General features: G+C 58.1%; 26 protein-coding genes, 1 tRNA gene and 2 pseudogenes. 17 read left to right on the top strand and 12 right to left on the bottom strand.

All coding sequences use genetic code 11. The features are described from left to right. Positions 1–13: 13 nt before the first annotated feature. The 4 genes from G7048_RS24850 to G7048_RS24835 all read right to left on the bottom strand — a co-directional run bounded on the left by G7048_RS24850 (position 14) and on the right by G7048_RS24835 (position 3,771). A complete protein-coding gene (locus G7048_RS24850) occupies positions 14–1,204 on the bottom strand; it encodes an acyltransferase (RefSeq protein WP_166071174.1) in 1,191 nt (396 codons plus the stop codon). A gap of 733 nt (positions 1,205–1,937) precedes the next feature. After that, the gene (locus G7048_RS24845; RefSeq protein WP_166070691.1) at positions 1,938–2,351 is read right to left on the bottom strand and encodes a hypothetical protein; all 414 of its coding nucleotides are present in this window, start codon (positions 2,349–2,351) and stop codon (positions 1,938–1,940) included. Between the two features lie 276 nt (positions 2,352–2,627). Next, the gene (locus G7048_RS24840) at positions 2,628–3,206 is read right to left on the bottom strand and encodes a hypothetical protein (protein ID WP_166070690.1); all 579 of its coding nucleotides are present in this window, start codon (positions 3,204–3,206) and stop codon (positions 2,628–2,630) included. Positions 3,207–3,234: 28 nt separating this feature from the next. Beyond that, positions 3,235–3,771 (bottom strand): hypothetical protein, encoded by a 537-nt coding sequence (locus G7048_RS24835; RefSeq protein ID WP_166070689.1) that lies wholly within the window; start codon positions 3,769–3,771, stop codon positions 3,235–3,237. Positions 3,772–4,074: 303 nt separating this feature from the next. Here G7048_RS24835 and G7048_RS24830 point away from each other — a divergent pair. Next, positions 4,075–4,150: transfer RNA gene (locus G7048_RS24830), tRNA-Lys, on the top strand. Positions 4,151–4,222: 72 nt separating this feature from the next. Here the strand turns inward: G7048_RS24830 and G7048_RS24825 are convergent. Next, positions 4,223–5,068 (bottom strand): site-specific integrase, encoded by an 846-nt coding sequence (locus G7048_RS24825; RefSeq protein WP_166070688.1) that lies wholly within the window; start codon positions 5,066–5,068, stop codon positions 4,223–4,225. Positions 5,069–5,135: 67 nt separating this feature from the next. Here G7048_RS24825 and G7048_RS24820 point away from each other — a divergent pair. From G7048_RS24820 to G7048_RS24805, 4 genes are all read left to right on the top strand, one after another. Continuing rightward, a protein-coding gene (locus G7048_RS24820) for an IS3 family transposase (RefSeq protein ID WP_166066293.1) occupies positions 5,136–6,286 on the top strand; the annotation gives its coding sequence in 2 pieces (ribosomal slippage) (positions 5,136–5,382 and positions 5,382–6,286; 1,152 coding nt in all). 268 nt (positions 6,287–6,554) lie between these two features. Continuing rightward, positions 6,555–6,977 (top strand): phage tail assembly chaperone, encoded by a 423-nt coding sequence (locus tag G7048_RS24815; RefSeq protein ID WP_166070687.1) that lies wholly within the window; start codon positions 6,555–6,557, stop codon positions 6,975–6,977. Positions 6,978–7,009: 32 nt separating this feature from the next. After that, positions 7,010–7,315 carry a DUF1799 domain-containing protein gene (locus G7048_RS24810; RefSeq protein WP_240933107.1) on the top strand — a complete coding sequence of 102 codons (306 nt, stop codon included), beginning with the start codon at positions 7,010–7,012 and terminating at the stop codon, positions 7,313–7,315. A 556-nt stretch (positions 7,316–7,871) separates the two neighbouring features. Beyond that, a complete protein-coding gene (locus G7048_RS24805; protein WP_166070686.1) occupies positions 7,872–8,072 on the top strand; it encodes a hypothetical protein in 201 nt (66 codons plus the stop codon). Positions 8,073–8,080: 8 nt separating this feature from the next. Here G7048_RS24805 and G7048_RS24800 read toward each other — a convergent pair whose 3' ends face one another. The 6 genes from G7048_RS24800 to G7048_RS24775 all read right to left on the bottom strand — a co-directional run bounded on the left by G7048_RS24800 (position 8,081) and on the right by G7048_RS24775 (position 11,693). Next, entirely contained in the window at positions 8,081–8,359 is a 279-nt protein-coding gene (locus G7048_RS24800; RefSeq protein ID WP_166070685.1) for a hypothetical protein, read from the bottom strand. Further along, a complete protein-coding gene (locus G7048_RS24795) occupies positions 8,356–8,856 on the bottom strand; it encodes a helix-turn-helix domain-containing protein (RefSeq protein WP_166070684.1) in 501 nt (166 codons plus the stop codon). The genes G7048_RS24800 and G7048_RS24795 overlap by 4 nt, the downstream gene beginning before the upstream one ends. A 220-nt stretch (positions 8,857–9,076) precedes the next feature. Continuing rightward, positions 9,077–9,499 (bottom strand): sel1 repeat family protein, encoded by a 423-nt coding sequence (locus tag G7048_RS24790; protein ID WP_166070683.1) that lies wholly within the window; start codon positions 9,497–9,499, stop codon positions 9,077–9,079. A gap of 200 nt (positions 9,500–9,699) precedes the next feature. Beyond that, entirely contained in the window at positions 9,700–10,305 is a 606-nt protein-coding gene (locus tag G7048_RS24785; RefSeq protein WP_166070682.1) for a hypothetical protein, read from the bottom strand. 499 nt (positions 10,306–10,804) lie between these two features. Continuing rightward, complete coding sequence (locus G7048_RS24780) at positions 10,805–11,197, bottom strand: VOC family protein (protein ID WP_166070681.1); 393 nt, start codon at positions 11,195–11,197, stop codon at positions 10,805–10,807. A gap of 136 nt (positions 11,198–11,333) precedes the next feature. Then, a complete protein-coding gene (locus G7048_RS24775; RefSeq protein ID WP_166070680.1) occupies positions 11,334–11,693 on the bottom strand; it encodes an Arc family DNA-binding protein in 360 nt (119 codons plus the stop codon). Positions 11,694–11,780: 87 nt separating this feature from the next. Here G7048_RS24775 and G7048_RS24770 point away from each other — a divergent pair, with 87 nt between their 5' ends. The 7 genes and pseudogenes from G7048_RS24770 (at position 11,781) to G7048_RS24740 (ending at position 15,287) form a co-directional block, all read left to right on the top strand. Then, the gene (locus G7048_RS24770; protein ID WP_166070679.1) at positions 11,781–11,945 is read left to right on the top strand and encodes an Arc family DNA-binding protein; all 165 of its coding nucleotides are present in this window, start codon (positions 11,781–11,783) and stop codon (positions 11,943–11,945) included. Beyond that, positions 11,929–13,092, top strand: a complete 1,164-nt coding sequence (locus G7048_RS24765) for a phage antirepressor N-terminal domain-containing protein (RefSeq protein ID WP_166070677.1) — start codon at positions 11,929–11,931, stop codon at positions 13,090–13,092. The genes G7048_RS24770 and G7048_RS24765 overlap by 17 nt, the downstream gene beginning before the upstream one ends. After that, positions 12,981–13,574: pseudogene (locus tag G7048_RS24760) on the top strand (IS3 family transposase); the annotation flags it as partial. The gene G7048_RS24765 and the pseudogene G7048_RS24760, both read left to right, overlap by 112 nt. A gap of 60 nt (positions 13,575–13,634) precedes the next feature. Continuing rightward, positions 13,635–14,012 carry a hypothetical protein gene (locus G7048_RS24755; protein WP_166070676.1) on the top strand — a complete coding sequence of 126 codons (378 nt, stop codon included), beginning with the start codon at positions 13,635–13,637 and terminating at the stop codon, positions 14,010–14,012. 53 nt (positions 14,013–14,065) lie between these two features. Next, positions 14,066–14,308, top strand: a complete 243-nt coding sequence (locus G7048_RS24750) for a holin (protein WP_166070675.1) — start codon at positions 14,066–14,068, stop codon at positions 14,306–14,308. Continuing rightward, a complete protein-coding gene (locus G7048_RS24745; RefSeq protein WP_166070674.1) occupies positions 14,305–14,772 on the top strand; it encodes a lysozyme in 468 nt (155 codons plus the stop codon). Before G7048_RS24750 ends, G7048_RS24745 begins: the two co-directional genes overlap by 4 nt. After that, complete coding sequence (locus tag G7048_RS24740) at positions 14,769–15,287, top strand: lysis system i-spanin subunit Rz (RefSeq protein WP_166070673.1); 519 nt, start codon at positions 14,769–14,771, stop codon at positions 15,285–15,287. The genes G7048_RS24745 and G7048_RS24740 overlap by 4 nt, the downstream gene beginning before the upstream one ends. A 422-nt stretch (positions 15,288–15,709) precedes the next feature. On the opposite strand, the pseudogene G7048_RS24735 reads toward G7048_RS24740, so the two are convergent. Continuing rightward, positions 15,710–16,002: pseudogene (locus G7048_RS24735) on the bottom strand (transposase domain-containing protein); the annotation flags it as partial. A 268-nt stretch (positions 16,003–16,270) separates the two neighbouring features. On the opposite strand from G7048_RS24735, the gene G7048_RS24730 reads away from it, so the two are divergent. From G7048_RS24730 to G7048_RS24710, 5 genes are read left to right on the top strand one after another with little or no spacing between them, the layout of a single operon-like run. Beyond that, positions 16,271–17,176, top strand: a complete 906-nt coding sequence (locus G7048_RS24730) for a VOC family protein (RefSeq protein ID WP_166070672.1) — start codon at positions 16,271–16,273, stop codon at positions 17,174–17,176. A 60-nt stretch (positions 17,177–17,236) separates the two neighbouring features. Then, positions 17,237–18,115 (top strand): CoA transferase subunit A, encoded by an 879-nt coding sequence (locus G7048_RS24725; protein WP_166070671.1) that lies wholly within the window; start codon positions 17,237–17,239, stop codon positions 18,113–18,115. Between the two features lie 19 nt (positions 18,116–18,134). Then, positions 18,135–18,917 carry a CoA-transferase subunit beta gene (locus G7048_RS24720; RefSeq protein WP_166070670.1) on the top strand — a complete coding sequence of 261 codons (783 nt, stop codon included), beginning with the start codon at positions 18,135–18,137 and terminating at the stop codon, positions 18,915–18,917. Between the two features lies 1 nt (position 18,918). Beyond that, a complete protein-coding gene (locus G7048_RS24715) occupies positions 18,919–19,836 on the top strand; it encodes an enoyl-CoA hydratase (RefSeq protein ID WP_166070669.1) in 918 nt (305 codons plus the stop codon). After that, entirely contained in the window at positions 19,833–20,933 is a 1,101-nt protein-coding gene (locus tag G7048_RS24710; protein WP_240933106.1) for a nitronate monooxygenase family protein, read from the top strand. The genes G7048_RS24715 and G7048_RS24710 overlap by 4 nt, the downstream gene beginning before the upstream one ends.

The following is a 20,933-nucleotide window of genomic DNA, read 5'->3' as shown; positions in this document are numbered from 1 at the left end:
CACTGGGGAAAACTCAGTCGTCATGGCCGCGCGCCGACATGACCAGTTTGGCTGCCGATCCGTGACCGCCACCTTGCAGCCATGGCTCGATGCGACCTTGGCGCGCTGGGATGGCCTTCGGCGCGCGCTTGCCATCATGTTTGCCATCACGAATGCGCAGAGCCCAGCGTTCGATCGTGTAGAAGGAGAGGGCGGACAAGGCCACCGAAATGACCAGGCTCAGAACGACGACCACGGGCCAGGAGAACTCGGCGCGCAGATAGCGCACAACCGGGTAGTGCCACAGGTAGACGCCATAGGAGAGCTTGCCCAGCTTGAGCAGCGCAGGCGCGCAGAGCATGTCGTAGACCAGTCCGGATTGCTTCTGCACGGCCATGAGCACGACCAGCGCGGCACATTCCACGATCGTGATGCCCCAGACCATGGCTTGCTGGTTGTCCCAGGCCATTTCCATGAGCAGCGGAACGGCGAGCGGAAACCACATCAGGTGCGCGAAGTGCTTCTTGATGTGCTGTGTGAACGCGGGTTTCTCGATCATCAGCGCAGCCAGCAATGCACCTGCCAGCAGGCCGGTGGCGCGCGTGTCGAAGCGAAAGAAGATTTCGTAGAACTGCTGGCCCTGAGCGACCCACATCACACGCCATGCCCAGGCCAGCAGCCACAGCAGCGCAATCGAGCGCCAGACCTTGCCCGGTGTGGCGTGGCGCAGCAGCAAGACGAGCAGCGGTGGCCAGATCAGGTAGAAATGCTCCTCCACTGAAAGCGACCACATGTGCAGGATGGTGTCGGGGCTGTCGAAGAAGGCGATGCCGTAGTCGGCCAGATAGAGAATGGAAACCAGCGAATCGGTATAGACATCGGTCAGCTCGGGCCAGATCAGCGGCGCGAAGATGCAATAGGCCAGCAGAAAGAGCGCCAGTGCGGGCATCAACCGATAGAAGCGACGGCGGTAGAAACGCCAGTAGTCGAGCTTGCCGTGCTGGTTGAACTCGACGAGCAGCAGCGAGGTGATCAGAAACCCGCTCAGCACAAAGAACAGGTCCACGCCGAAGAACGCGCCATCGAACATCGGCACATGCGCGTGCGAAAGAATCACCAGCATGATTGCGACGCCCCGCAGACCATCCAGAGCAGGGTTGTAGTTCATCTTGTAGTCGCTTCCAGCCAAAACAGGCACCTCCAGTCGTGAGTGGCGCAAGGCCATCCAGCTTGTTTGTTCGACTGAGCGATCGGCCTGCCGACGTTCAATCATGTGTTGTCGTTGCGCGCAACCTTCCCCGAAGCCTTGTCTCCTGGGCTCCCTGTTTTGGTGATTGGTTGCACCGAACCGCGAAGGCTTGACTCATGTGGATCGGACATGAGGCACACAGCCTTGCGGTGTCCCGCCCCCGGTGTTCATCAAGACTGCCGGGGTTTAGCAAATTGAATGCCAAGGCATTCGTGCTGCCGATGTGGTGAGAGCGGTGCTCTGATCGCATCGGTGAAAGGATGTGGAACGGGTGATTGACGCTCAATGCGTCCCCAAGTTCCATTTGGATTGTCCTCAATGATTGCGATTTTAGACAAAGTCGATGAGATCGATTTGCTAAACGCTACGAACTGTCAGGGTGTGTGCAAGGCCCGACCTGTCAATGCATGGATTGTGTTGGTGAAAAGAACGCCCTCATGCCGGGGGCGTCGCTGGGCCTTGATGTCTATGTCGAAACCGCCAATCTGAGCGGGGTGGTGGCGTTGTTGCAGCCCATATTGGTCGTTCCGAGCGTCGAACCTGTGACCGAGTCCGGCTTACAACTTCACTCAAATGAGGCTGTCCGTATGTCGATGATCGAGCCGGACGATGGCAAGGAGTCGCTGTTTACCTTGCGGAATGAAAAACGACCGCCATCCCGATCGACATCGGAATGGCGGTCGTGCCATGGGGCCACGGAGCGATCAAATCAGGGCTTTGCAGTGTGCCAGGCGTTGCTGGCCATGCCGTCACCGGTCGTGTCACCGGGCTTGCTGTCCTTGGCCCATGTGTACAGAGGACGACCCTTGTAGGCCCATTGCTTGCTGCCATCGTCACGTGTGACGGGGCTCCAGTCGGCAATCGGCTTGGCTCCCGATGGCGCGGCAAGCGGAGGCCAGTTCGTGGCGCATGGGCCATTGCAGACGCTCTTGCCTGAGCCCACGACATCCTTGTCGAACACATACAGCGTCATCTGATTGGGGCTGACCAGCACGCCGTTGAGCACGGTGGCAGGCGAGGGCACTTGTGTTTGGGGTGGCGGCGGTGCGTTGTTGGTGGAGGTGGACGAGCAGGCCACGAGAATGGAGGAGGCGAGCAGAACGGACAGAAGTGTTTTTGTCATGAAGGATTCCTTTGCTTGAATGCTTTTTCGCTGTGCGTGCTTACATTGGGCGAAAAAAGCAGTCTCGTCTCTTTTGATGTGAGTCGCTGTAACCTTTCGTGATGTCGATAGCACAGTGGCGCTCTGGCGCTCTGGCGCTCTGGCGCTTGCTCGTTCCGGCTTCTTGTTAGCATGCGCTGGTGTGCTTCACTTCAACAGGACCCGCATCATGACCCTTCTTGCGATCATCGGCATCGTCGCCGCTTGCTACTTCACGTGGCGCTATGGCGTGGCGGGTTAGTCGAAGAGCGACTGTTGTCGGCTCTGGCGTGAGCTTTCAAGTGCAGGTTGCAACTTCCAGCGGTGCAGCACCTCGTGTGCAAAACGTCCGTTGATCTCACGGCCTTCCGCCAACAGCAGCTCGTCGATCAACCAGTCGATGGGTTCGAAGCGTCGCTTGGGCAGCAAGCAGGGCGCGCGGTAGTGGCACGTGATGTGTGGCCGGTGTCCCCGCTCGCGTGGGACGCCCAGTTGCGTCTGCATATCCTTGACGAAGGTGATCACTGCATCGAATTCCTTGGGCCTCTCGCTGGTGAAAAACTCCCAGTGAATGGGGTCGCCGGGATTGTGTGGCTGCGGGCCGTGGATCTGGTCAAAGCGCAATGTGAAAGCCCGCAGACCAGCGGCTTGAATTGCGTCGCCAATACGCAGCAGCACATCTTTCACTTGCGGGAGGCTGGGCCCTGGGTTGGTGAAAGATTGATGCCAGTTGCTCGATGGTGAAAGGTACGGGGTCGCCGCATGAATTCCAAGTGCGGCAAGGACGGCGCTCAACGGACTCACGACATCAGCGCCAGGTTTGGCAAGAATCAGCATGCGAGGCTCGGTCATGACGGCGTCGTCATCAACAACTCACCTGGCCGTTCACGTTGCTGCCGACGGCTCTGTATGCGATCCCCCGGTTGCAGCTCAAACCGTTGTTGATGGTCGAGTAGGTGATGTTCAGAACGCGGGAGTTGTCCTTGAGCGTCATCGAGTCGCCGACGTTCGAGCTCGCTATCTCGACCGTCTTGGCACCTGACAGCATGACGGGTGCGCCGTATACGGACGTGTGGGTCAGCTTCACGCTGTCCACGCTGCCAGTGACGAGGATGCCTTTGCCGAGGCTGCTGCCCTGTACGTCCAGCGCTTTCACCTTGTCGCCGCTGATCGGGCCGAGCACGGTGGTGTCCTTGATGATCAATGTCGATCCCGGCTGGATGATCACGTTGCCGTCGATGCGGCTGCCCTGAATGGTGCAGCTGCCTTGCACGGAGACTTCACCCTTGATCGTGCTGTCGTTGATGCTGCTGGAGCAGGTCTGCGCGGCGTGGGCAAAAGACAGGGGCAGGGCGATTGCGGCCGAAGCAATGGCGAGCCCGGTTGCTGCTTTGCGGATCATGTGCTTTCCTTCTCAATGCGTTGAAATCGGCGACCGTTCAGATGGTGACGATTGATTCTGAAGGAATGAAGACAGGCCCCGGTAAGCAGACGTGCAGGTTGGAATGCAGGCCTCCGGACCGTGGGCGGGGTTGTCCAATGCAGAGCACGGCATGTCTGGCGCCGACCTTCAGCAAGCGGGACTCACTGATGACTTTTATGTGAAAACAGGAAATGTGCTCGAGTGCTATAAAAATTGGGCTATAATCGAAGTCTTGCCAGTTGAGAGAAGTCCTTGAAGGGCTCCAATCTTCTCGCAAAGTGTGGGACGTTAGCTCAGTTGGTAGAGCAGCGGACTTTTAATCCGTTGGTCGCGAGTTCGAATCTCGCACGTCCTACCAGCAATATCAAGCGCTACAGCTATCAAAGCTGTAGCGCTTTTTTGCTTTTATTCCCACCATGGGAATATTCGATCACCCCAAGGACCGGCGCTTAGCGACTTTGGATCGGTCGTAGACGCGTGCAGTTGTCGTGGCATCTGCATGCAACTCGGGCAGGGCCCCATAGCGCTCCTTGTGTTGTGTCGTGTAATACGCCCTCAGGTCGTGGAAGGTGAAGCGGCGACTGATGATGTTTAGATCCAGTGCCTCGGTCATCGCGCGCTGCCACCCGGTGGTAAACCCGGCTTCCTTGACGGGGTTCCCTTTCTGATTGACGAAAACATGCAGTGAAGTGTCTGGACGTGGCAGACGCAGCATTCTCTCGGCCAAGTCACGCATGGCAGGGCCCATGCTGATTGTCTCTTGACGCTTGCTGCCGCCGTGCTGCTTAGCTCGCATCAAGCGGATGACGCCGTTTCCCACATCAAGTTGAGGAATCTGGATATCAAGAAACTCGATCCTCCGAGATCCAGCCAGAGCGGCAAACTCCGCCATGAGCGCAAGAATTCGGCGAGCAGGAGTGCCGCTCTCAAGCCATGTGAGTAGCGCCCTTAGATCTGCTGGGTCTGGAGCCTCAGTCCGTGCCCGTTCAGAATTCCGTTTGACCTGCTTGCACGGGTTTGCATCAATATCGCCGCGCTCAATTGCAACGCTCATCAGATTGCTAAGGAGTGCGATCTCCCGATTCCCGCGTACCGGCGCGTTGGCTCGTTCCACGCGCAGGTAGCGGGCGATATCTGTGGGCCGAATGACGGACGCAGGAACCGCTCCCATGACTTCGAGTAGCTTTATGCTGTATTCCTCATAGTCGGACTTTGTTCTTGCCGCCAGCTTCGCCCATTTCGGGGTCTTTCTATACAACTCCCAAAGCTCAAGCACTGTCTGAATCGCCCCGGGTTTTCTAGACACCTCTGAGCCTCAAATCTAAGGCCCAATAGGAGGTGCTATGAGTAACCAAAGATATCCCCAAGAATTCAAGACCGAAGCAGTCAAGCAGATCACTGAGCGCGGCCATAAGGTGGCCGATGTTTCAGCCCGACTAGGCGTAAGTCAGCACAGCCTTTATCAATGGATCAAGGCTCAAGGAACGCCTGCCCATGATCGGCCGGCACAGGTGTCACAAACCGAGGAGTTGCGACGACTGAAGGCTGAACTCAAGCGAGTCACAGAGGAGCGCGACATCCTAAAAAAGGCCGCAGCGTACTTTGCCAAGCAGTCCGGGTGAAGTACGCATTCATCAAGCGCCATGAAGGTGAGTACAGCATTCGCCGACTGTGCAAGGTCATGGCTGTACACCCTAGCGGCTACTACGCCTGGAAGGCGCAACCGATGAGCCTGCGTGCAAAGGACGATCAACGTCTGTTGGGTCTTCTCAAGCATGCGTGGCTCGAGAGTGGTGGCGTCTATGGCTATCGCAAGCTGACCATGGACATGCGTGATTTGGGCGAGAGCTGCGGCAAGCATCGCGTGGCACGACTGCTCAAAATCGAGGGGCTGCGCTCACAGACGGGCTACAAACGCCGTGCAGGCATGCGTGGCGGCAAACCTGCCATCGTCGCGCCCAATCACTTGCAGCGCCGCTTCGCAGCGGCCGAGCCCAACCAAGCTTGGGTGACTGACATCACATACATCCGCACCCATGAAGGTTGGCTGTATCTGGCGGTGGTGGTTGACCTGTTCTCACGTCAGGTTGTTGGCTGGTCTATGGGCAGCCGCATCGATACTGGCTTGGTGCTCGATGCACTGTTGATGGCCTTGTGGCGTCGCAGGCCTAAGCTGCCTGTCATGGTGCATTCGGATCAGGGTAGTCAGTTTACAGGCCATGACTGGCAGGGCTTTCTGCGAGATCACAATCTGGTCTCCAGCATGAGTCGTCGCGGCAACTGTCACGACAACGCCGTGGCCGAGAGCTTCTTCCAGTTGCTCAAGCGCGAGCGTATTCGCCGCCAGATTTACCCGACGCGCGATGAGGCCAGGGCTGATGTCTTCAACTACATCGAGATGTTTTACAACCCGAAAAGGCGTCATGGCACCGCCGGAGATATCTCTCCGGTAGAGTTCGAAAGACGGCATTCCCAACGGCTCAACAGTGTCTAGGAAATCCGGGGCGATTCACATTAAGGAACCTGTAGTGGCTGATCAACTTGCTGCCGCGAGGCTTGGGCAGCAGGTGACGGATACGTTTGAACTGAGAGCGGGTGATGTGCATGCAGGCCAGCGATTCTCGCTGCTCTGACATGCACTCAACTATTTAGGTGAACAGGCCATAGGCCAACCCCATGCACCGACGCATCTCAGTTCGCTCCTTTCGCGGGGCGGCTGGAGTGCGTACGGGCTTACTTCATCTCCGCGAAAGATCCAAATCATGGCAAAAGAAAAGTCTGTCTCCGTCCTGAGCCTCAAGCTGATGGCTGGCAAGCTCCCAACCTTCAATCTCCCGGTCAAGGTGAAGAACCTGGACGGCGAAGAATTCACCATCAACTTTACGGCGAAGGCTCAAAAGAAATCCGAATGGGCCAAGGTTCGCGACGAATACCGCACGGCAGTGACCGGCGAAGAGACTGAGGACAAGAAGACAGAAAAGGCCGAGTTCTCGTTCGCAGCACTCGTTGGTGACGGCATGAAGCAGGCGGCAGAGCTGGCGGTCAAGTGCCTGAACGGCTGGCAGCTTGAAGATGAATTCAATGTTGACGCGCTGATTGCACTGGAAGACCAGTGCGGCGGCTCGCTGGCTGCTGCACTCCAAGCCTACGACGCAGCACTGTTCAGTGGCCGCGTGGGAAACTGAAACTCATCGCCCGTGCGCTCTATGAACCTCCCGTGACGGAACGGGAGGCGCAGTCCGAAGGCTTCGAGCTAGAGGATTACGAGACGGAAGAGATCGAAGTGTGGGATGACAACCTCCACGCCCTTGGCCTCTTCCGCATCATTGGAACGCGCTGGGTCTATCCATCGATGGGCGGTGGCCCAATTGGGCTGCGGTGGGAGGCCATCTATCCACTCATGGACAAGCTTGGTCTTGATGCAGACGAATGGAACGATCTGCACGAAAGTCTCATGGTGCTGGAGGTCGAAGCGGTGAGTACGATTGCCGAGTTCGCGCCGAAGCCGAAATCAGGCAAGTGAAGTCGTGATGGTGGAGCAGTTGGCGGCGAAGTGAGGCAAAGATCTCATTGAGGATTGTGTCTTGCAACTCTGATTCGCAACTCGGCATATTTGTGGAAAATGTCGTGGCTTAATAGGCACGCGTGTACATCACGCGTTGTCCCCACTCCATACGCCATGCTCCTGTTTTACGATTCCCATTGCCCGGTTTGTTTGCAACCTAGTAAGGCATTCAATGTAGGTTTGAGTTGGCAACACCATCAAGGTTGCGCATGCATTGAAGTTCGCATTAGTACGAAGCTTTTGGTTGTTGACGGACATTTTGACGATAGGGAATTTACTCCTGTCATTCGAGAACATATTTCCCGACTAGCCCGAAATGCTGCAGACCATCAATACCTTCTGCTCCTCTACAACTACGGGCTCGTGAGAGAGACAAAGCGCCGGTGGAGAACTCGCATGGATCGACGAAAACGTAACGATCCACCCAGACCATCAAGTCGATGATGGAGGCGAATAAGCGCCTGAGCCTTTTGAGCGATCAAGGGGCTTTTTTGTTAGGGATTACCATTACGGCATGAAGTTTTTGCGTTCCATCCCCGACCTGCCAGTCAATGCCCGCTTGAGACTGGAAAAAAAGGGTCTGACAACGCCTGCCAAGTTGATGGCCACCACGGACGAAGAGCTGCTCAAGATCAAAGGACTGGGGCCGATGAAGATCCGGATCATCCGCAGGATCTGCGAAGCAAGTGAGCAAAGACCGCCGGTGATTGAGTGATGCGGAGGTCAGGCGAACTCCGGCTCGGCACTCATCTCAATTGCGTCTGAGACCGCATGGATCGCTGGGCCGCCATCATCGGATCTGAGCCGGATCACGATTTGGCGAGCAAGTTTGTATGCGGAGTCTTCATCGTTGCGGGCGCATGTGAGCAGCCATGAGGCGATCTCCATATTTGTTCGCCCCTTGGATTCCGTGCCAAGGACGAGGGATGTGTTGATTGCTGCAACCAAGTCTTCGGCAGTGTGGCAGGCAGGGTCAACGTTTCTGTATTGTTCAGGGGTCATCTGGATTTGGTGTTGTTTTTGGAGAGCGGGGCTGGCTCCTTCAGCAATTTGGGGTTGGCCTTAACGCCATCGGCTTCCAGCAGTTTCTTTACTTTGGCGGCAAGCTCGTTGATATCAACCACAGGAGGGGCGGCGACAGCGGAAATTTGTGCACAGGCTTGGGTGAGGATGGCGTTCTTTAAGTAGTCGTTCATTGACATCCCGCTAGCAAGGGCTGCAGAGCGGAGTAGCTCGCTGATGTCTTTGCCCATTTCGATGACAATTTCGGACCCGCCATCAGGCTGCCTTTCGGCGACAACGGCCAGCTCACCGGGTTTCGGCGCAGACTTTTTGGGAGATATGAGTGCGGCGCCCTCGATTAGCCAAGCAGCGTCTACACCCAAGACATAGGCTAGCTTTTTAAGGACGCGCGGGCGAGGGGTGCTTTTGCCTGATTCATAGCGAGATAGCTGTACCACTGAAATCGATGTCAATTCCGACAAGGTGCGCTGAGTCATGCCGGCATTTGAACGGGCATCCAAGAACCGCGAAGGAAAACTCCTCATGTGCATTAAGTTTTTAAAAATGACTTGAATGTTTTAAATTGCTGGATTGGATTTGCTTGTGAACATTGCATGGCAAATATCATCAATGCTTAAACAAATGCATTTTACTGCTTTGGGGCAATTGGCCCGCCCCCCATCTGAGGACATCACTTGGGGGCGTCCTTCATAGGCGCTAAGGGTTCTCCAGCGACTCAACAAGAGCCGCTCCATTCGGATATCCGCTGTCCCGAGATCGTTTGGCCCAATAGATGGCTGACGGAGTGTCTCGGTTGTGTATGTAGTTTTGAGCAAGGATGTATTGAGCAGAGCCGTGTCCAAGTTCGGCCGTGTATTTCAGCCATTCCATTGCCTTTACTTTGTCGTTGCCTGCCGACCAGTAGTGCGAGTAGACATTGAACGCAGCTCGCTTGTCGCCGCTTCGTGCCAGGCCCTTTTGACGCTCCAATTCGGTGTCCGACATGGTCGCAATACCAGCAACGAACACGTTCGGGTCATAGCGAATGCCTGTAGGTGGGGGCGTCTGAGCCTTGTATGGGATGTCAATACAGGCGGTGACACAGAGCGCGCCAGCCAGTGTGATGAAGAGTGGTTTCATAGGGCGTGCGGCGAGCAGAACCAGCTTCTGCGCGAGGTCGGGTTGATCGAGCGTGGGGCGCTGGAGGTCATCAACGAATCGGCGGAGGAAGAGCGCCGGAAGGCGAAAGGATAGAGAAATGCATATGGAACGATACGATCCACTGATTACTGAGGCAATGCTTGAAGCTGGCGTTGATGCTCTAGAAGAAGTCGCTGGTGTCACTTATCGGCAGGCGCTGGCTGCGGATGTTTATACCGCCATGGAGCGGGCGCGCCTGATGCACCATACCCACGCTGAAACGTGTTGTTCGTTGCCTCGCGATGGGCAAGTAGACGCCAGCAGCACTCTGTAAGATCGTGGCACATGTCGTAGATGAGCGCAGAACTGATCCAGTAGGTTTTCCCCTTTCCGACCCTTGACGAGGCGCCTCTGTTAGATAACTTGCGAAGACGAGGGTCGTTGTCGTCAGACTCGATTAACGAGCCATCTACATAGTGGACAAGGAAGTCCCTCATCGTATTGATGGAGCTAATCACCGGAAATACTTCTCGCAGATCATCGATCCTAGCCTTTTCCATATCGGTGTTATGAGCAATGGATTCAATCATATCCATCGCTGTTTTTGCGCGGGTCCCCGAAAAGAGTGCTCTGGCAACTTCTGGTGTGACGCCAGCGTAGTGGCGAAGCGTGATTCGAATCACTTTTTCCATATCTGCCCACCCAAGAGTAAGTTTCCCAAGGGCTCTCTGAAACTCTTCGTGCTCATCCTTGATGACTTTGTAGACATCGTCGGGCACGGAACTCATGTTGAACCAGCCTGTCATCCACATCCTCCTTTGGTTAAAAAAGGGATGGTAGTTGAAGCATTTGGTAGCATGTTCGCTCTAGACAGGAGGTGACATGTACTTTTTGGGGTTTTGTGTAGGCTTCGCAAGCGACGAGGGGATGTATCGCTGGGTGCGGGTCGGGGCTATAGGTGACGTTGACGCCCGTTCCGCTGAGGCGGAGGCATTCAACAAGATGAGCGACTTTCCGGAGACGAAGCCCATCTGCTTTGTGTGCGAGCGGGAGGGGCACTCAGAGTGTGGACACTACCGTCGCATGTTCGATAGAACGCCCTACGAATCCGAGGCCGAGGCGGAGCAGGCATCTGCTCAATTTGTCGAGTATTCGGCGTCACTGTTCAAACTGACATTGCCAGACGGGTCGAGGCGCATTTTGCGTTTAGATGAGCCGTACCCTGTGCGAGACGATTTGATGCCGCGCTGATTCACCAAGCCTCCTGGCAGGGGGCTTTTTTGTTGGGGCGTCGGAAAGTTTCTGTCACCCGCCTATCGGGGTGCATAGTTCTACAAGGGTGCCATCTGGGCAGCGAACGTACGCCACAGTTTGTCCCCAAGGCTTAACTTCTGGCTCCTTCATTGCTTTGGCTCCGGCGGCTATGGATGCCTCGAAAGCCAGGCGAACGTCGACTGTTGTGAAAGCGATCTCCACGCCTAGCGGCAGCAGGGAGTCGCTGGCGGCAACATAGCCCTTTGGGAAGTTGTGCTCGCCCAACTCGTGCGACGCAAAGGCGAGGGTGGTTTCACCTGTATCCAGTTCGCCATAGTCGCCTGATTCGTGCAGGAACTTTCTACGAAGCCCGAATGCTTTCTCGAAGAAGTCCAGTGACTTTGAGACCTGTGGGACGTAGATGATTGTGTAGCCGAGTTTCATGTGTGTTGATGCTGTTGATGGGCTCGGGATTGCCGAGGGCATCGATGGTGTCGTGAATCCTGACGTCATCGGGGCGTCCTGCCGATGGACGTCACCCAACGTCAGGTGACGTCATTTGGGCGCGCACGAAGTGGGGTTACTTTTTGGGCTGCTTGGTGTTGGGGGAGTGAACCGGCCCTTTGTTGGGCTCGCGCTTGATCTGGGGCGCATCAGGGTCGTACCCGAACTCTTTAATCATTTCTGCCCGGTAGGCTTGATGTCGATCCAACATCATCTTGTCGAGTTGGTCGGCGAAACGTTTCAAGGCGGCTGCAGAGTCGAACGGGACAACCACTGTCGCGCCACCGTCACCGCTAGATGCCTCGCCGAAGGACTGCTCCAGTCGGGCGATCAACTCACCAGTAAGTGAACGGTTGTTCTCTTTGGCAGCCTCGGAGAGCCTGTCACGTAGTTCCAAGGGGATGCGGAAGTTGAGCTGGGGGTCTGTGCGGGCCATAAATCGAATTATCACATCACAGTGCTTGCATGTCGTGATAATACCGTGCTAGCATTAGCACCGTGTTATCACGCAAAGGAGGAAAAGATGGCACGTATCGACGAACAGACAAATGTGCGCTTGCCTGCAGAGCTGAAGGAGTGGTTGAAAGCGCAAGCGGCAGCAGCTCGTAGAAGTGTGACCGCTGAGTTGATCGTGCGGCTAGAGCAGAGCCGCACGGCGCAAGAGGCCAAGCATGCAGCCCATGCCTAAAAATAGTGAAGCCCTGGCGGCTGGAACCGACAGGGCTTCGAGTGTCAAAAACCAAGGAATCAATCAAGGTATCAACATGTCGAATTCTACACAAGTACAAAAAATTATCACTATTTCTTTCCATGGTGCGGAGCTGTTCGTGGTGGAGCACGACGGCCAGCCATATACGCCAATGAAAGTGATCGTCGCGGCGATGGGGCTCGATTGGGCAAGCCAGTTTCGCAAGGTGTCAGGGAACGATGGACGGTGGGGGGTTCTTGAGTTGAGAATGCCCGCGTCGGCAACTATTGTCGATTCGACAACGGTTGGGTCGGCAGACGGCAAGAGTCGAGGGATGATGTGCATCCCTGTTCGCAAGGTGGCTGCGTGGCTCACAACAATTGAGCCCGGCAAGATCAAGAACCCCGAAGTCCGCGCCCGAGTCATCCAGTATCAAAACGAATGCGACGACGTTCTCTGGCAATACTGGAACGAAGGCATTGCGATCAATCCGCGTCAAGCATTCGCGGTCAACCCCGGCGACGTGCTGACAAAGGAGGAGGCCGAGACGCTGCGCCTGATGTTGAAGTCCGCGGCGGATCGTGTGCCGAAGTCAGCACAGGGCCCACTGATGATGCAGGGCTGGAGCAAGCTCAAGGCCCACTTCAAGGTGAGCTATCGCGAGATCCCCCGCCATGAGTTCAGTGAGGCGGTGTCGATCATCGCCCGCCACACTGCGGAGTGGGAGGTGGTTGACGATGAGATTGTCGAAGTCGAGTTGCCCAACGCCGAACTACTGAAAAGCGCCTTCGCACTGGCGACTCAGGTTGCAACCGAAGCGGCGCGAACAGCCTTCGCAGCGATGCTTGAGGGCAAGGGCGCGATCATGGATGACCGTTGGATGTTCAGCATGGCGCGTAGCCGAGACGGCAAGATTGAGCCCTGGGCGGCGCTGGTCGAGCCTAACGCGATGGTTGTGAGCATGAATGATCTGCCGGGGCGCATTCTGGAGCCGAACGGGATGATTACCAGTGACGCACAGCTTGCGAACTTGGCGAGACGGGCTACAAACGCCGTGCAGGCATGCGTGGCGGCAAACCTGCCATCGTCGCGCCCAATCACTTGCAGCGCCGCTTCGCAGCGGCCGAGCCCAACCAAGCTTGGGTGACTGACATCACATACATCCGCACCCATGAAGGTTGGCTGTATCTGGCGGTGGTGGTTGACCTGTTCTCACGTCAGGTTGTTGGCTGGTCTATGGGCAGCCGCATCGATACTGGCTTGGTGCTCGATGCACTGTTGATGGCCTTGTGGCGTCGCAGGCCTAAGCTGCCTGTCATGGTGCATTCGGATCAGGGTAGTCAGTTTACAGGCCATGACTGGCAGGGCTTTCTGCGAGATCACAATCTGGTCTCCAGCATGAGTCGTCGCGGCAACTGTCACGACAACGCCGTGGCCGAGAGCTTCTTCCAGTTGCTCAAGCGCGAGCGTATTCGCCGCCAGATTTACCCGACGCGCGATGAGGCCAGGGCTGATGTCTTCAACTACATCGAGATGTTTTACAACCCGAAAAGGCGTCATGGCACCGCCGGAGATATCTCTCCGGTAGAGTTCGAAAGACGGCATTCCCAACGGCTCAACAGTGTCTAGGAAATCCGGGGCGATTCAGCCACGGTCCAGCCAGAGCACGACGCAACGACTCATAAGGCCGTGCAGATCGCACCGAAAAAAGTGGGCGGCGTGCTGACGCAAAAGTGGCAAATCGTTGCCCTGAACGGCGACGAGCTGGCGCAAATCGACGCGCAGCGCGTGGCCGATGAAAAGGCCTCAGCAGATGCAGCACGAATCACGATCACAAAGCGTCAGGCGCTGCTCGCATTGTTCGACCTGCGAGGCATCAAGGACAGCGACATCGACGCACAAATCGATCAGATCCCGGACGAGACACAGCGCTACCGGGCGCGAGTTGATTGGCAGGGCGCAGCCTCGATTGAGAGCGACAGCCCGACCGTGCAGATGCTGGCTGCATCGCTCAGTTTGTCCGAGGGCGATCTGCAAGCGCTCTTCGGATACGCCAAGGCCCTGTGAGCCTGACAACACCAACAGACCCGCTTCGGCGGGTTTTCTTTTTGGAAAAACGAATGAGCAACACGACTGAAAGTGTGGGCATCGCCGTGGGCAAAACAGGCGCATACGGCGGCGCGGCGACGGCTGCGGTAAGCGGCCTGACGCTGTCCGAGATTGGGGTGATGGTGGGCATCGTCGTCGCGGTACTGGGGCTGCTACTGGGCCAGTTCTGGAGCTGGCGACGCGACCGCCGCGAAGAACGCGAAATGGAGGCTCGCATGCACCACAAGTACGGTACTGGATGGGGCGAGCCATGAACGACCGCGCCAAACTCATTACGAAGATCGGGGCCACTGCGGTGGCCCTTGTCATTCCTGTCGTGACCTACTACGAAGGCAAGGTCAACCGCACCTATGTTGATCCTGTCGGCGTGCTGACATCGTGCTCCGGGCACACCGGGCCGGAACTCAAGCCGGGGCAGACGTTCACGGATGAGCAATGCCTCGCCCAGCTTGAAGCCGATCTGACGAAGCACTCGATTGCGCTGGACTGTGTGCGCGTGCCGGTGACGGACGGGCAGAAGGCCGCATTCCTGAGCTTCGCCTTCAACGTGGGCACCGGCGCGTTCTGTGGTTCCACGCTGGTACGGAAGGCCAACACTGGGGACATGCCAGGTGCTTGCGCAGAACTATCCAAGTGGGTCTATGCAGGCGGCAAGCAGTTGCCCGGACTCGTCAAACGTCGAGCCGCTGAGCGGGCTATGTGCGAGAGGGATCTATGACCGCCTACGCCAAAGCCCTCATCGCCGCCGTTCTGTTCGCGCTCGGCCTTGCCACCGGCTGGGCCGTCAACGGCTGGCGCACCGGTGCCGATCTGGCCGACGTGAAGCGGCAGCACGCCGAAGTGCTTGCCGGGATAGCGCGGAAGACGACCGACGCTGTGACCGCAGTTCGCAAGCTCGAACAAGCCGCGAACACCGCAATCAGCACAGCCGACAAATCAGCAACAGAGAGGATCGCCAAAAATGATCAAGAAAACCGTAGCCTGCGCGCTTGTGTCGCTGCTGGCACTTGCGGGGTGCGCATCGTCACCCGTGTCGTGCGTGAGTCCACCGGTGGTGGGGCCGCAGATTCAAGCGCCAGCAGCTTGGGTGATGCAGCCGTCGAACTCGACCGCGAAGCTGCAAGCCGTGTTCTCGATCTCCGAGAGTCCGTCCAGCTCGACGCCGAAAAGCTCGACTACCTTCAGCGGTACGCTGAGACCTGCCACAAAGCTCGGGCTCAAGCTGCCGAGTGAGTGATCATCAAACTACTCAATTCGGGGTGTTTGTGACTTTTGAGTGGCGAGGAAATCTTGCAGTTCTCGTGGGAATAAAGACCGGCGAAGCGCATGCTTTCTATGCCTGAAAGACAGGAAATATTCCCAAAATATCGCCACAAGCCGCACCAGTGCTTGATTGTGATATGGACTTTTAATCCGTTGGTCGCGAGTTCGAATCTCGCACGTCCTACCACAAACATCGCATAGATGCTGGAAAGCCTGCTACTGAATAAGTAGCAGGCTTTTTCGTTTTTGGGTGTTCCATCAGGCGGATATGAGAAGCGTCTCATATCCAGTGTTTTGCTGTTGTCTCATTCTTGGCTGGTAAGCGTCCAGCCATCCCATCTTGCGCACGGGACGTAACGGTCTTCCGTGACTCAGGCTGCATGGGTCGGCTGTCATCGATGCGGCGGCAACTCCTCGATTCGACTGGCCTTGTGCGCAGGCAGCCGGGTCAGCACCTCCTTCAGATACGCACACGGGTCGTGGCCATTGATTTGGCTGACTGAACGGGGCTCGTCGTCGCGGCCGCACGTTGGCCTGCGCGCTGCTGGCGGAGCAGTCAGTTGTTGCGGCCCACGGCGATGGGCTGGATTTGGTTTTCGATCCAGTTGTTGCTCACGGGCGGTTGCCCGTCAGTCGCAAAGCGCGTGAGCGCTGCCCAGCGTCTGATGCTGCAGTCCAGTGCCTTGGGACGCTGCCCGTGTTCAAGGTGTGTTGGCCGTACGCCTGCAATCAAACCACTACGAGTTTTGTCCCGAAAGCGACCAAGCTACCCCAAACGGAATACAGGGTTAGCCCTATGAGGCCCATAAAACAAGCTTCCATTGCTACATTTTTAGAGAAAACACCCTCCATTCGTTAGTCTCAACGGACGATGTTTGCAAAGCACCGCAAACCCAGAATCCATTCCATCAGTCATCAATCAATCAACACCCTGGGTTGGAGGCCCCGCCGTCATGATGGAAATCCGTGGACTTGCTTACGTCGTTGCTGAAAGCACGAACCTCAATCAGTGGAGCACCTACGCCAAGGATGTGCTCGGCATGATGGCTACGCCGGTGGGCGATGGCAGTCTGCATATCAAGATGGATGAGCGCCAGTTCCGCTTTCAGGTGCAGTCCGGTGCCAAGGACCGTTATCTGGCCTCCGGTTGGGAGTTGCTCAACAAGGATGCGTTCGACGCGGCATTGAAGTCGCTCGATGCGGCCAAGGTGGCATATGAGCTGGGCAGTGCCGAGCTGTGCCAGCAGCGCTGCGTGCAGCAGATGGCCGTGCTGTTCGATCCATCGGGCAATCGCCATGAGCTGGTGTGGGGCTTCAAGTCCGACTTCAAGCGCTTTGCGTCGCCGCAGGGTGTCTCCAAGTTCGTGACGGGTGACTACGGTCTGGGCCATACCGTTCTGCCTGCGCCCGACTTTGACGCGACTGTGTCGTTTGCGCGCGATGTGCTGGGCTTCGGGCTCTCCGACATCTACAACTTCAAGCCCATGGGCGACGATGGCCCGACGGTGCGCATTCACTTCTTCCACTGCGCGAATGGTCGCCACCACAGTCTGGCGCTCGCGGAGTTCCCATCGCCAGCGGGTTGCGTGCATGTGATGGTGGAAGTGGAAAACATGCCCGAGGTGGGCCGCGCCATGGATCGCATGAGCCAGCAGAAGGTGCAGTTGAGCGCCACGCTCGGTCAGCACACCAACGACCGAATGATTTCCTTCTACATGAAGACGCCAGCGCACTTCGACATCGAGTACGGCTACGGCGGCGCAATCATGGATTGGGAGCAGCACATCACGCACGAATTCACGGCGGTGAGCCTGTGGGGGCACGACTTCACGGTCGGCCGCGTGGCGCAGACCGCTTGATGAGCAAAGCTTGGTCGAGAAACAAGGCAACTGGGTAGTCTGGATTGGAGAGATAGAGAAATGGTCAACAAGGTCATGAGTGCGAAGGATGTCGTCGCGTCCATCAAGGATGGAATGACGATCGGCATCGGCGGCTGGGGGCCGCGCCGCAAGCCGATGGCGCTGGTGCGCGAGCTGCTGCGCAGTGATGTGAAGGACCTGACCGTGGTCTCGTATGGCGGTGCCGATGTGGGCATGCTGTGCGCTGCGGGCAAGGTCAAGAAGCTGATCTTCGCATTCGTCACGCTGGACTTCATCCCGCTGGAGCCGTACTTCCGCAAGGCGCGCCAGAACGGCGACATCGAGGTGGTGGAGGTCGATGAAGGACAGATGCTGCTGGGCCTGAAGGCCGCGGCGATGCGCGTTCCCTACATCCCCACGCGCATTGGTCTGGGCACCGATCTGGTCAAGCACAACCCGCAGATCAAGGTGATCGGATCGCCTTACGACAACAAGGAATGGGTGGCGATGCCTGCCCTGAACCTCGACGTCGCGCTGCTGCACGTGGACCGCGCCGATGCGCGCGGCGTGTGCCAGATCAGTGGGCCGGACATGTACATGGACGACCTGTATGCACGCGCCGCCAGGCAGACCTTCGTGAGCTGCGACGAACTGGTGGACACCAGCGCGTTCGACTCAGCGGAGAACTCGCGACTGGTGTTCTGGGAGCGCTCGGAAACCACCGGCGTGGTGCATCTGCAGTGGGGTGCGCATCCCACATCGTGCGCGCCTGCTTATGGCTTCGATACCAAGCACTTCAAGGAATACGCGGCGAGCGCCAAGGAAGAGACGGGTTGGAGCGATTACGTGACCAAGTATGTGCATTGCACCGAACAGGAATACCTGGACAAGGTGGGCGGGGCCGAGGCGATCAAGCGTCTGCCGCTGCCGGTGTTTTGAGTTGGAGAGGGAAGCGAAGATGAGCAGTAGCAGCAGTGAAATTTCCTTGGTCGATCGCATCATCTGCGCAGCCGCGCAAGCATGGAAAAACGATGGTGAAGTGCTGGCGACGGGCATCGGCTTGGTGCCGCGTCTGGCCGCATCGCTGTGCATGAAGTCGGTCAACCGCGACATCATGATGACCGACTCCGAAGCCTGGATCGTGAGCGAGCCCGTGCCGGTCGGCCCTCGCGGCGACTACCGGATCAAGCGCGAAACCTGGATGGGCTTTTCGCGGATTTTCGACAACGTGTGGGGCGGCAAGCGCCATGCGATGGTGGGGCCGGTGCAGGTGGACCGCTTCGGTCAGGCCAACATCTCGATGGTGGGCAGCGACTACGCGCGCCCCAAGTCGATGATGCTGGGGGTGCGCGGCTTTCCGGGCAATTCCATCAACCATGCGAACTCGTTCTTTGTGCCCAACCACAGCAAGAAGGTGTTCGTGGAAGGCGAGGTGGACATGGTCGCATCGGTGGGCTACAACCCCGCGCGTCTGCCCAAGGGCTGGACGCTCGATGAGATGACCGACATCCGTTTCATCTTCACCAATCTGTGCGTGCTGGACTTCGGCGGGCCGGACCATCAGGTGCGTCTGGTGTCGCTGCACCCCGGCGTGACGGCCGAGCTGGTGCAGGAGAACACGGGCTTTCCGATCTTCGTGCCCGAGAACGTGCCGACCACGGCCGACCCCGCACCCGAGCAGCTCGCGCTGCTGGCCCAACTGGATCCGCACAACCTGCGCGCATCTGCCATGGGAGCCTGACATGCAAGCCAGCCCTGCCCAGACCGCTTCCGAATTCGTCACGCGCGAAGACAACGCCGTCTACGAGACCGACGAGCCCGTGCTCTACAGCGTTGCCGACGGCATTGCCACGGTCACGATGAACCGGCCCACGTTCAACAACGTGCAGAACTCGCAGATGACCTATGCGCTCGACGATGCGTTTCGCCGTGCGGTGGATGACGATGCCGTCAAGGTCATCGTGCTGGCAGGCAGCGGCAAGCATTTCAGTGCGGGTCACGACATCGGCACGCCGGGGCGTGACATCAACAAGAGCTTCGAGCGCAAGCACCTGTGGTGGGACCACGTGAACAAGCCGGGCGGCGAACAGCTGTTCGTGCGCGAGCAGGAGGTCTACCTCGGCATGTGCCGCCGCTGGCGCGATATTCCGAAGCCCACCATCGCGATGGTGCAGGGCGCTTGCGTGGCCGGTGGTCTGATGCTGGCGTGGGTGTGCGACTTCATCGTGGCGAGCGATGACGCGTTCTTCCAGGACCCGGTGGTGCGCATGGGCATTCCGGGCGTGGAGTATTTCGCGCATGCCAACGAGATGCACACCCGCATCGCCAAGGAATTTCTGATGCTGGGCGAGCGCATGAGCGCCGAGCGCGCCTACCAGATGGGTATGGTCAACCGCGTGGTGCCGCGCGCCGATCTGCAGGCGCAGGTGCTGTCGATCGCGCAGAAGCTGGCCGCGCAGCCCCGCATGGGCCTGTCGCTCACCAAGACGGTGATGAACCGCGCCGAAGAACTGCAAGGCCTGCGCGCCACGATGGAGATGGCCTACGGGTATCACCACTTCGCGCATGCGCACAGCCTGGCGATGGGCACGGGCCATCTGGGCGGGCAGGACGCCAAGTCCATGGTCCAGGCCAACAAGAAAGAGGCGGGCGGGTCATGATGATGAACGAACTGAACAAGAACGAGCCGCAGGCGCTGCGCACGCCGCTGTGCGATCTGCTGGGCTGCCGCTATCCCATCATCCAGACGGCGATGGGCTGGGTGGCGGGTGCCGATTTGGTGGCAGCGACGACGAATGCGGGCGGCTTCGGCTTTTTGGCTGGCGCGACGATTGCGGCCGACAAGATCGAGGACGAGATCCTCAAGGTCAAGCGCCTCACGGACGACAAACCCTTCGGCCTGAACTTCCACATGTTCCAGCCGAACGCGCAGCAACTGCTGGATCTGGCCGTGAAGCATCGTCTGCGCGCGGTGAGCTATGGACGCGGGCCGGACAAGAAAGTGATCGGTCGCCTGCGCGATGCGGGCATCGTCTGCATGCCCACGGTGGGTGCGCTCAAGCATGCGCAGAAGGCCATCGAGATGGGCGCCAACGTCATCATCGTGCAAGGCGGCGAGGGCGGCGGACACACCGGCAGTGTGCCGACCACGGTGCTGCTGCCGCAGGTGGTGGATGCGGTGAGCGTGCCGGTGGTGGCCGCTGGCGGTTTCTATGACGGGCGTGGTCTGCTGGCCGCGTTGGCCTTCGGTGCGCAGGGCATTGCGATGGGCACGCGCTTTCTGATGACCAGCGATTCCAAGGTGCCGGACGTGACGCTGGAGCGCTATGTGAAGACGCGCGACGCGGAAAAAATCGCCATCTCTTATCTGGTCGATGGCATGCCGCAGCGCATGATTCCCAACGAGTATCTGGCCATGCTGGAGAAGGCCAGCCCGATGAAGCGGCTGCGCATTGCGCTCGATCTGGCGCTCAAGTGGAAGGCCGAAACCGGCATGACCACGGGCCAGGCGATGGGCATCTTCATGAAGGCGCTGCGCGAGGATTCGTCATCGGTCGCGCAGACCGTGATGGCCGCGAACGCGCCCATGCTGCTGCAGCGCTCGATGGTGCAGGGCGACCCGGCAGGCGGCGTGATGTCGGCGGGCCAGGTGGCCGCGCTGATCGGCAAGCTCGACAGCTGCGAGACGGTGATCTCCGGCATCGTGCAGCAAGCGCTGGAGCGTCGCAACGTGATCAATCAGCTGGCGACGGCCTGA

This window comes from Diaphorobacter sp. HDW4B (assembly GCF_011305535.1).
Taxonomy (GTDB): Bacteria; Pseudomonadota; Gammaproteobacteria; order Burkholderiales; family Burkholderiaceae_C; genus Diaphorobacter_A.
Note: the sequence above shows the minus strand (reverse complement) of the source record. Positions and strands in the feature narration are given on the sequence as shown.

Bases quoted from the DNA above. Each gene is read 5' to 3' on its own strand.
- G7048_RS24785 (WP_166070682.1), bottom strand. From the start codon at position 10,305: ATGACAGGCTGGTTCAACATGAGTTCCGTGCCCGACGATGTCTACAAA.
- G7048_RS24815 (WP_166070687.1), top strand. From the start codon at position 6,555: ATGGCAAAAGAAAAGTCTGTCTCCGTCCTGAGCCTCAAGCTGATGGCT.
- G7048_RS24780 (WP_166070681.1), bottom strand. From the start codon at position 11,197: ATGAAACTCGGCTACACAATCATCTACGTCCCACAGGTCTCAAAGTCA.
- G7048_RS24710 (WP_240933106.1), top strand. From the start codon at position 19,833: ATGATGATGAACGAACTGAACAAGAACGAGCCGCAGGCGCTGCGCACG.
- G7048_RS24835 (WP_166070689.1), bottom strand. From the start codon at position 3,771: ATGATCCGCAAAGCAGCAACCGGGCTCGCCATTGCTTCGGCCGCAATC.
- G7048_RS24740 (WP_166070673.1), top strand. From the start codon at position 14,769: ATGACCGCCTACGCCAAAGCCCTCATCGCCGCCGTTCTGTTCGCGCTC.
- G7048_RS24730 (WP_166070672.1), top strand. From the start codon at position 16,271: ATGATGGAAATCCGTGGACTTGCTTACGTCGTTGCTGAAAGCACGAAC.
- G7048_RS24795 (WP_166070684.1), bottom strand. From the start codon at position 8,856: ATGACTCAGCGCACCTTGTCGGAATTGACATCGATTTCAGTGGTACAG.
- G7048_RS24715 (WP_166070669.1), top strand. From the start codon at position 18,919: ATGCAAGCCAGCCCTGCCCAGACCGCTTCCGAATTCGTCACGCGCGAA.
- G7048_RS24850 (WP_166071174.1), bottom strand. From the start codon at position 1,204: ATGGCCTTGCGCCACTCACGACTGGAGGTGCCTGTTTTGGCTGGAAGC.
- G7048_RS24770 (WP_166070679.1), top strand. From the start codon at position 11,781: ATGGCACGTATCGACGAACAGACAAATGTGCGCTTGCCTGCAGAGCTG.
- G7048_RS24845 (WP_166070691.1), bottom strand. From the start codon at position 2,351: ATGACAAAAACACTTCTGTCCGTTCTGCTCGCCTCCTCCATTCTCGTG.
- G7048_RS24750 (WP_166070675.1), top strand. From the start codon at position 14,066: ATGAGCAACACGACTGAAAGTGTGGGCATCGCCGTGGGCAAAACAGGC.
- G7048_RS24775 (WP_166070680.1), bottom strand. From the start codon at position 11,693: ATGGCCCGCACAGACCCCCAGCTCAACTTCCGCATCCCCTTGGAACTA.
- G7048_RS24790 (WP_166070683.1), bottom strand. From the start codon at position 9,499: ATGAAACCACTCTTCATCACACTGGCTGGCGCGCTCTGTGTCACCGCC.
- G7048_RS24800 (WP_166070685.1), bottom strand. From the start codon at position 8,359: ATGACCCCTGAACAATACAGAAACGTTGACCCTGCCTGCCACACTGCC.
- G7048_RS24840 (WP_166070690.1), bottom strand. From the start codon at position 3,206: ATGCTGATTCTTGCCAAACCTGGCGCTGATGTCGTGAGTCCGTTGAGC.
- G7048_RS24805 (WP_166070686.1), top strand. From the start codon at position 7,872: ATGAAGTTTTTGCGTTCCATCCCCGACCTGCCAGTCAATGCCCGCTTG.
- G7048_RS24725 (WP_166070671.1), top strand. From the start codon at position 17,237: ATGGTCAACAAGGTCATGAGTGCGAAGGATGTCGTCGCGTCCATCAAG.
- G7048_RS24720 (WP_166070670.1), top strand. From the start codon at position 18,135: ATGAGCAGTAGCAGCAGTGAAATTTCCTTGGTCGATCGCATCATCTGC.
- G7048_RS24765 (WP_166070677.1), top strand. From the start codon at position 11,929: ATGCAGCCCATGCCTAAAAATAGTGAAGCCCTGGCGGCTGGAACCGAC.
- G7048_RS24745 (WP_166070674.1), top strand. From the start codon at position 14,305: ATGAACGACCGCGCCAAACTCATTACGAAGATCGGGGCCACTGCGGTG.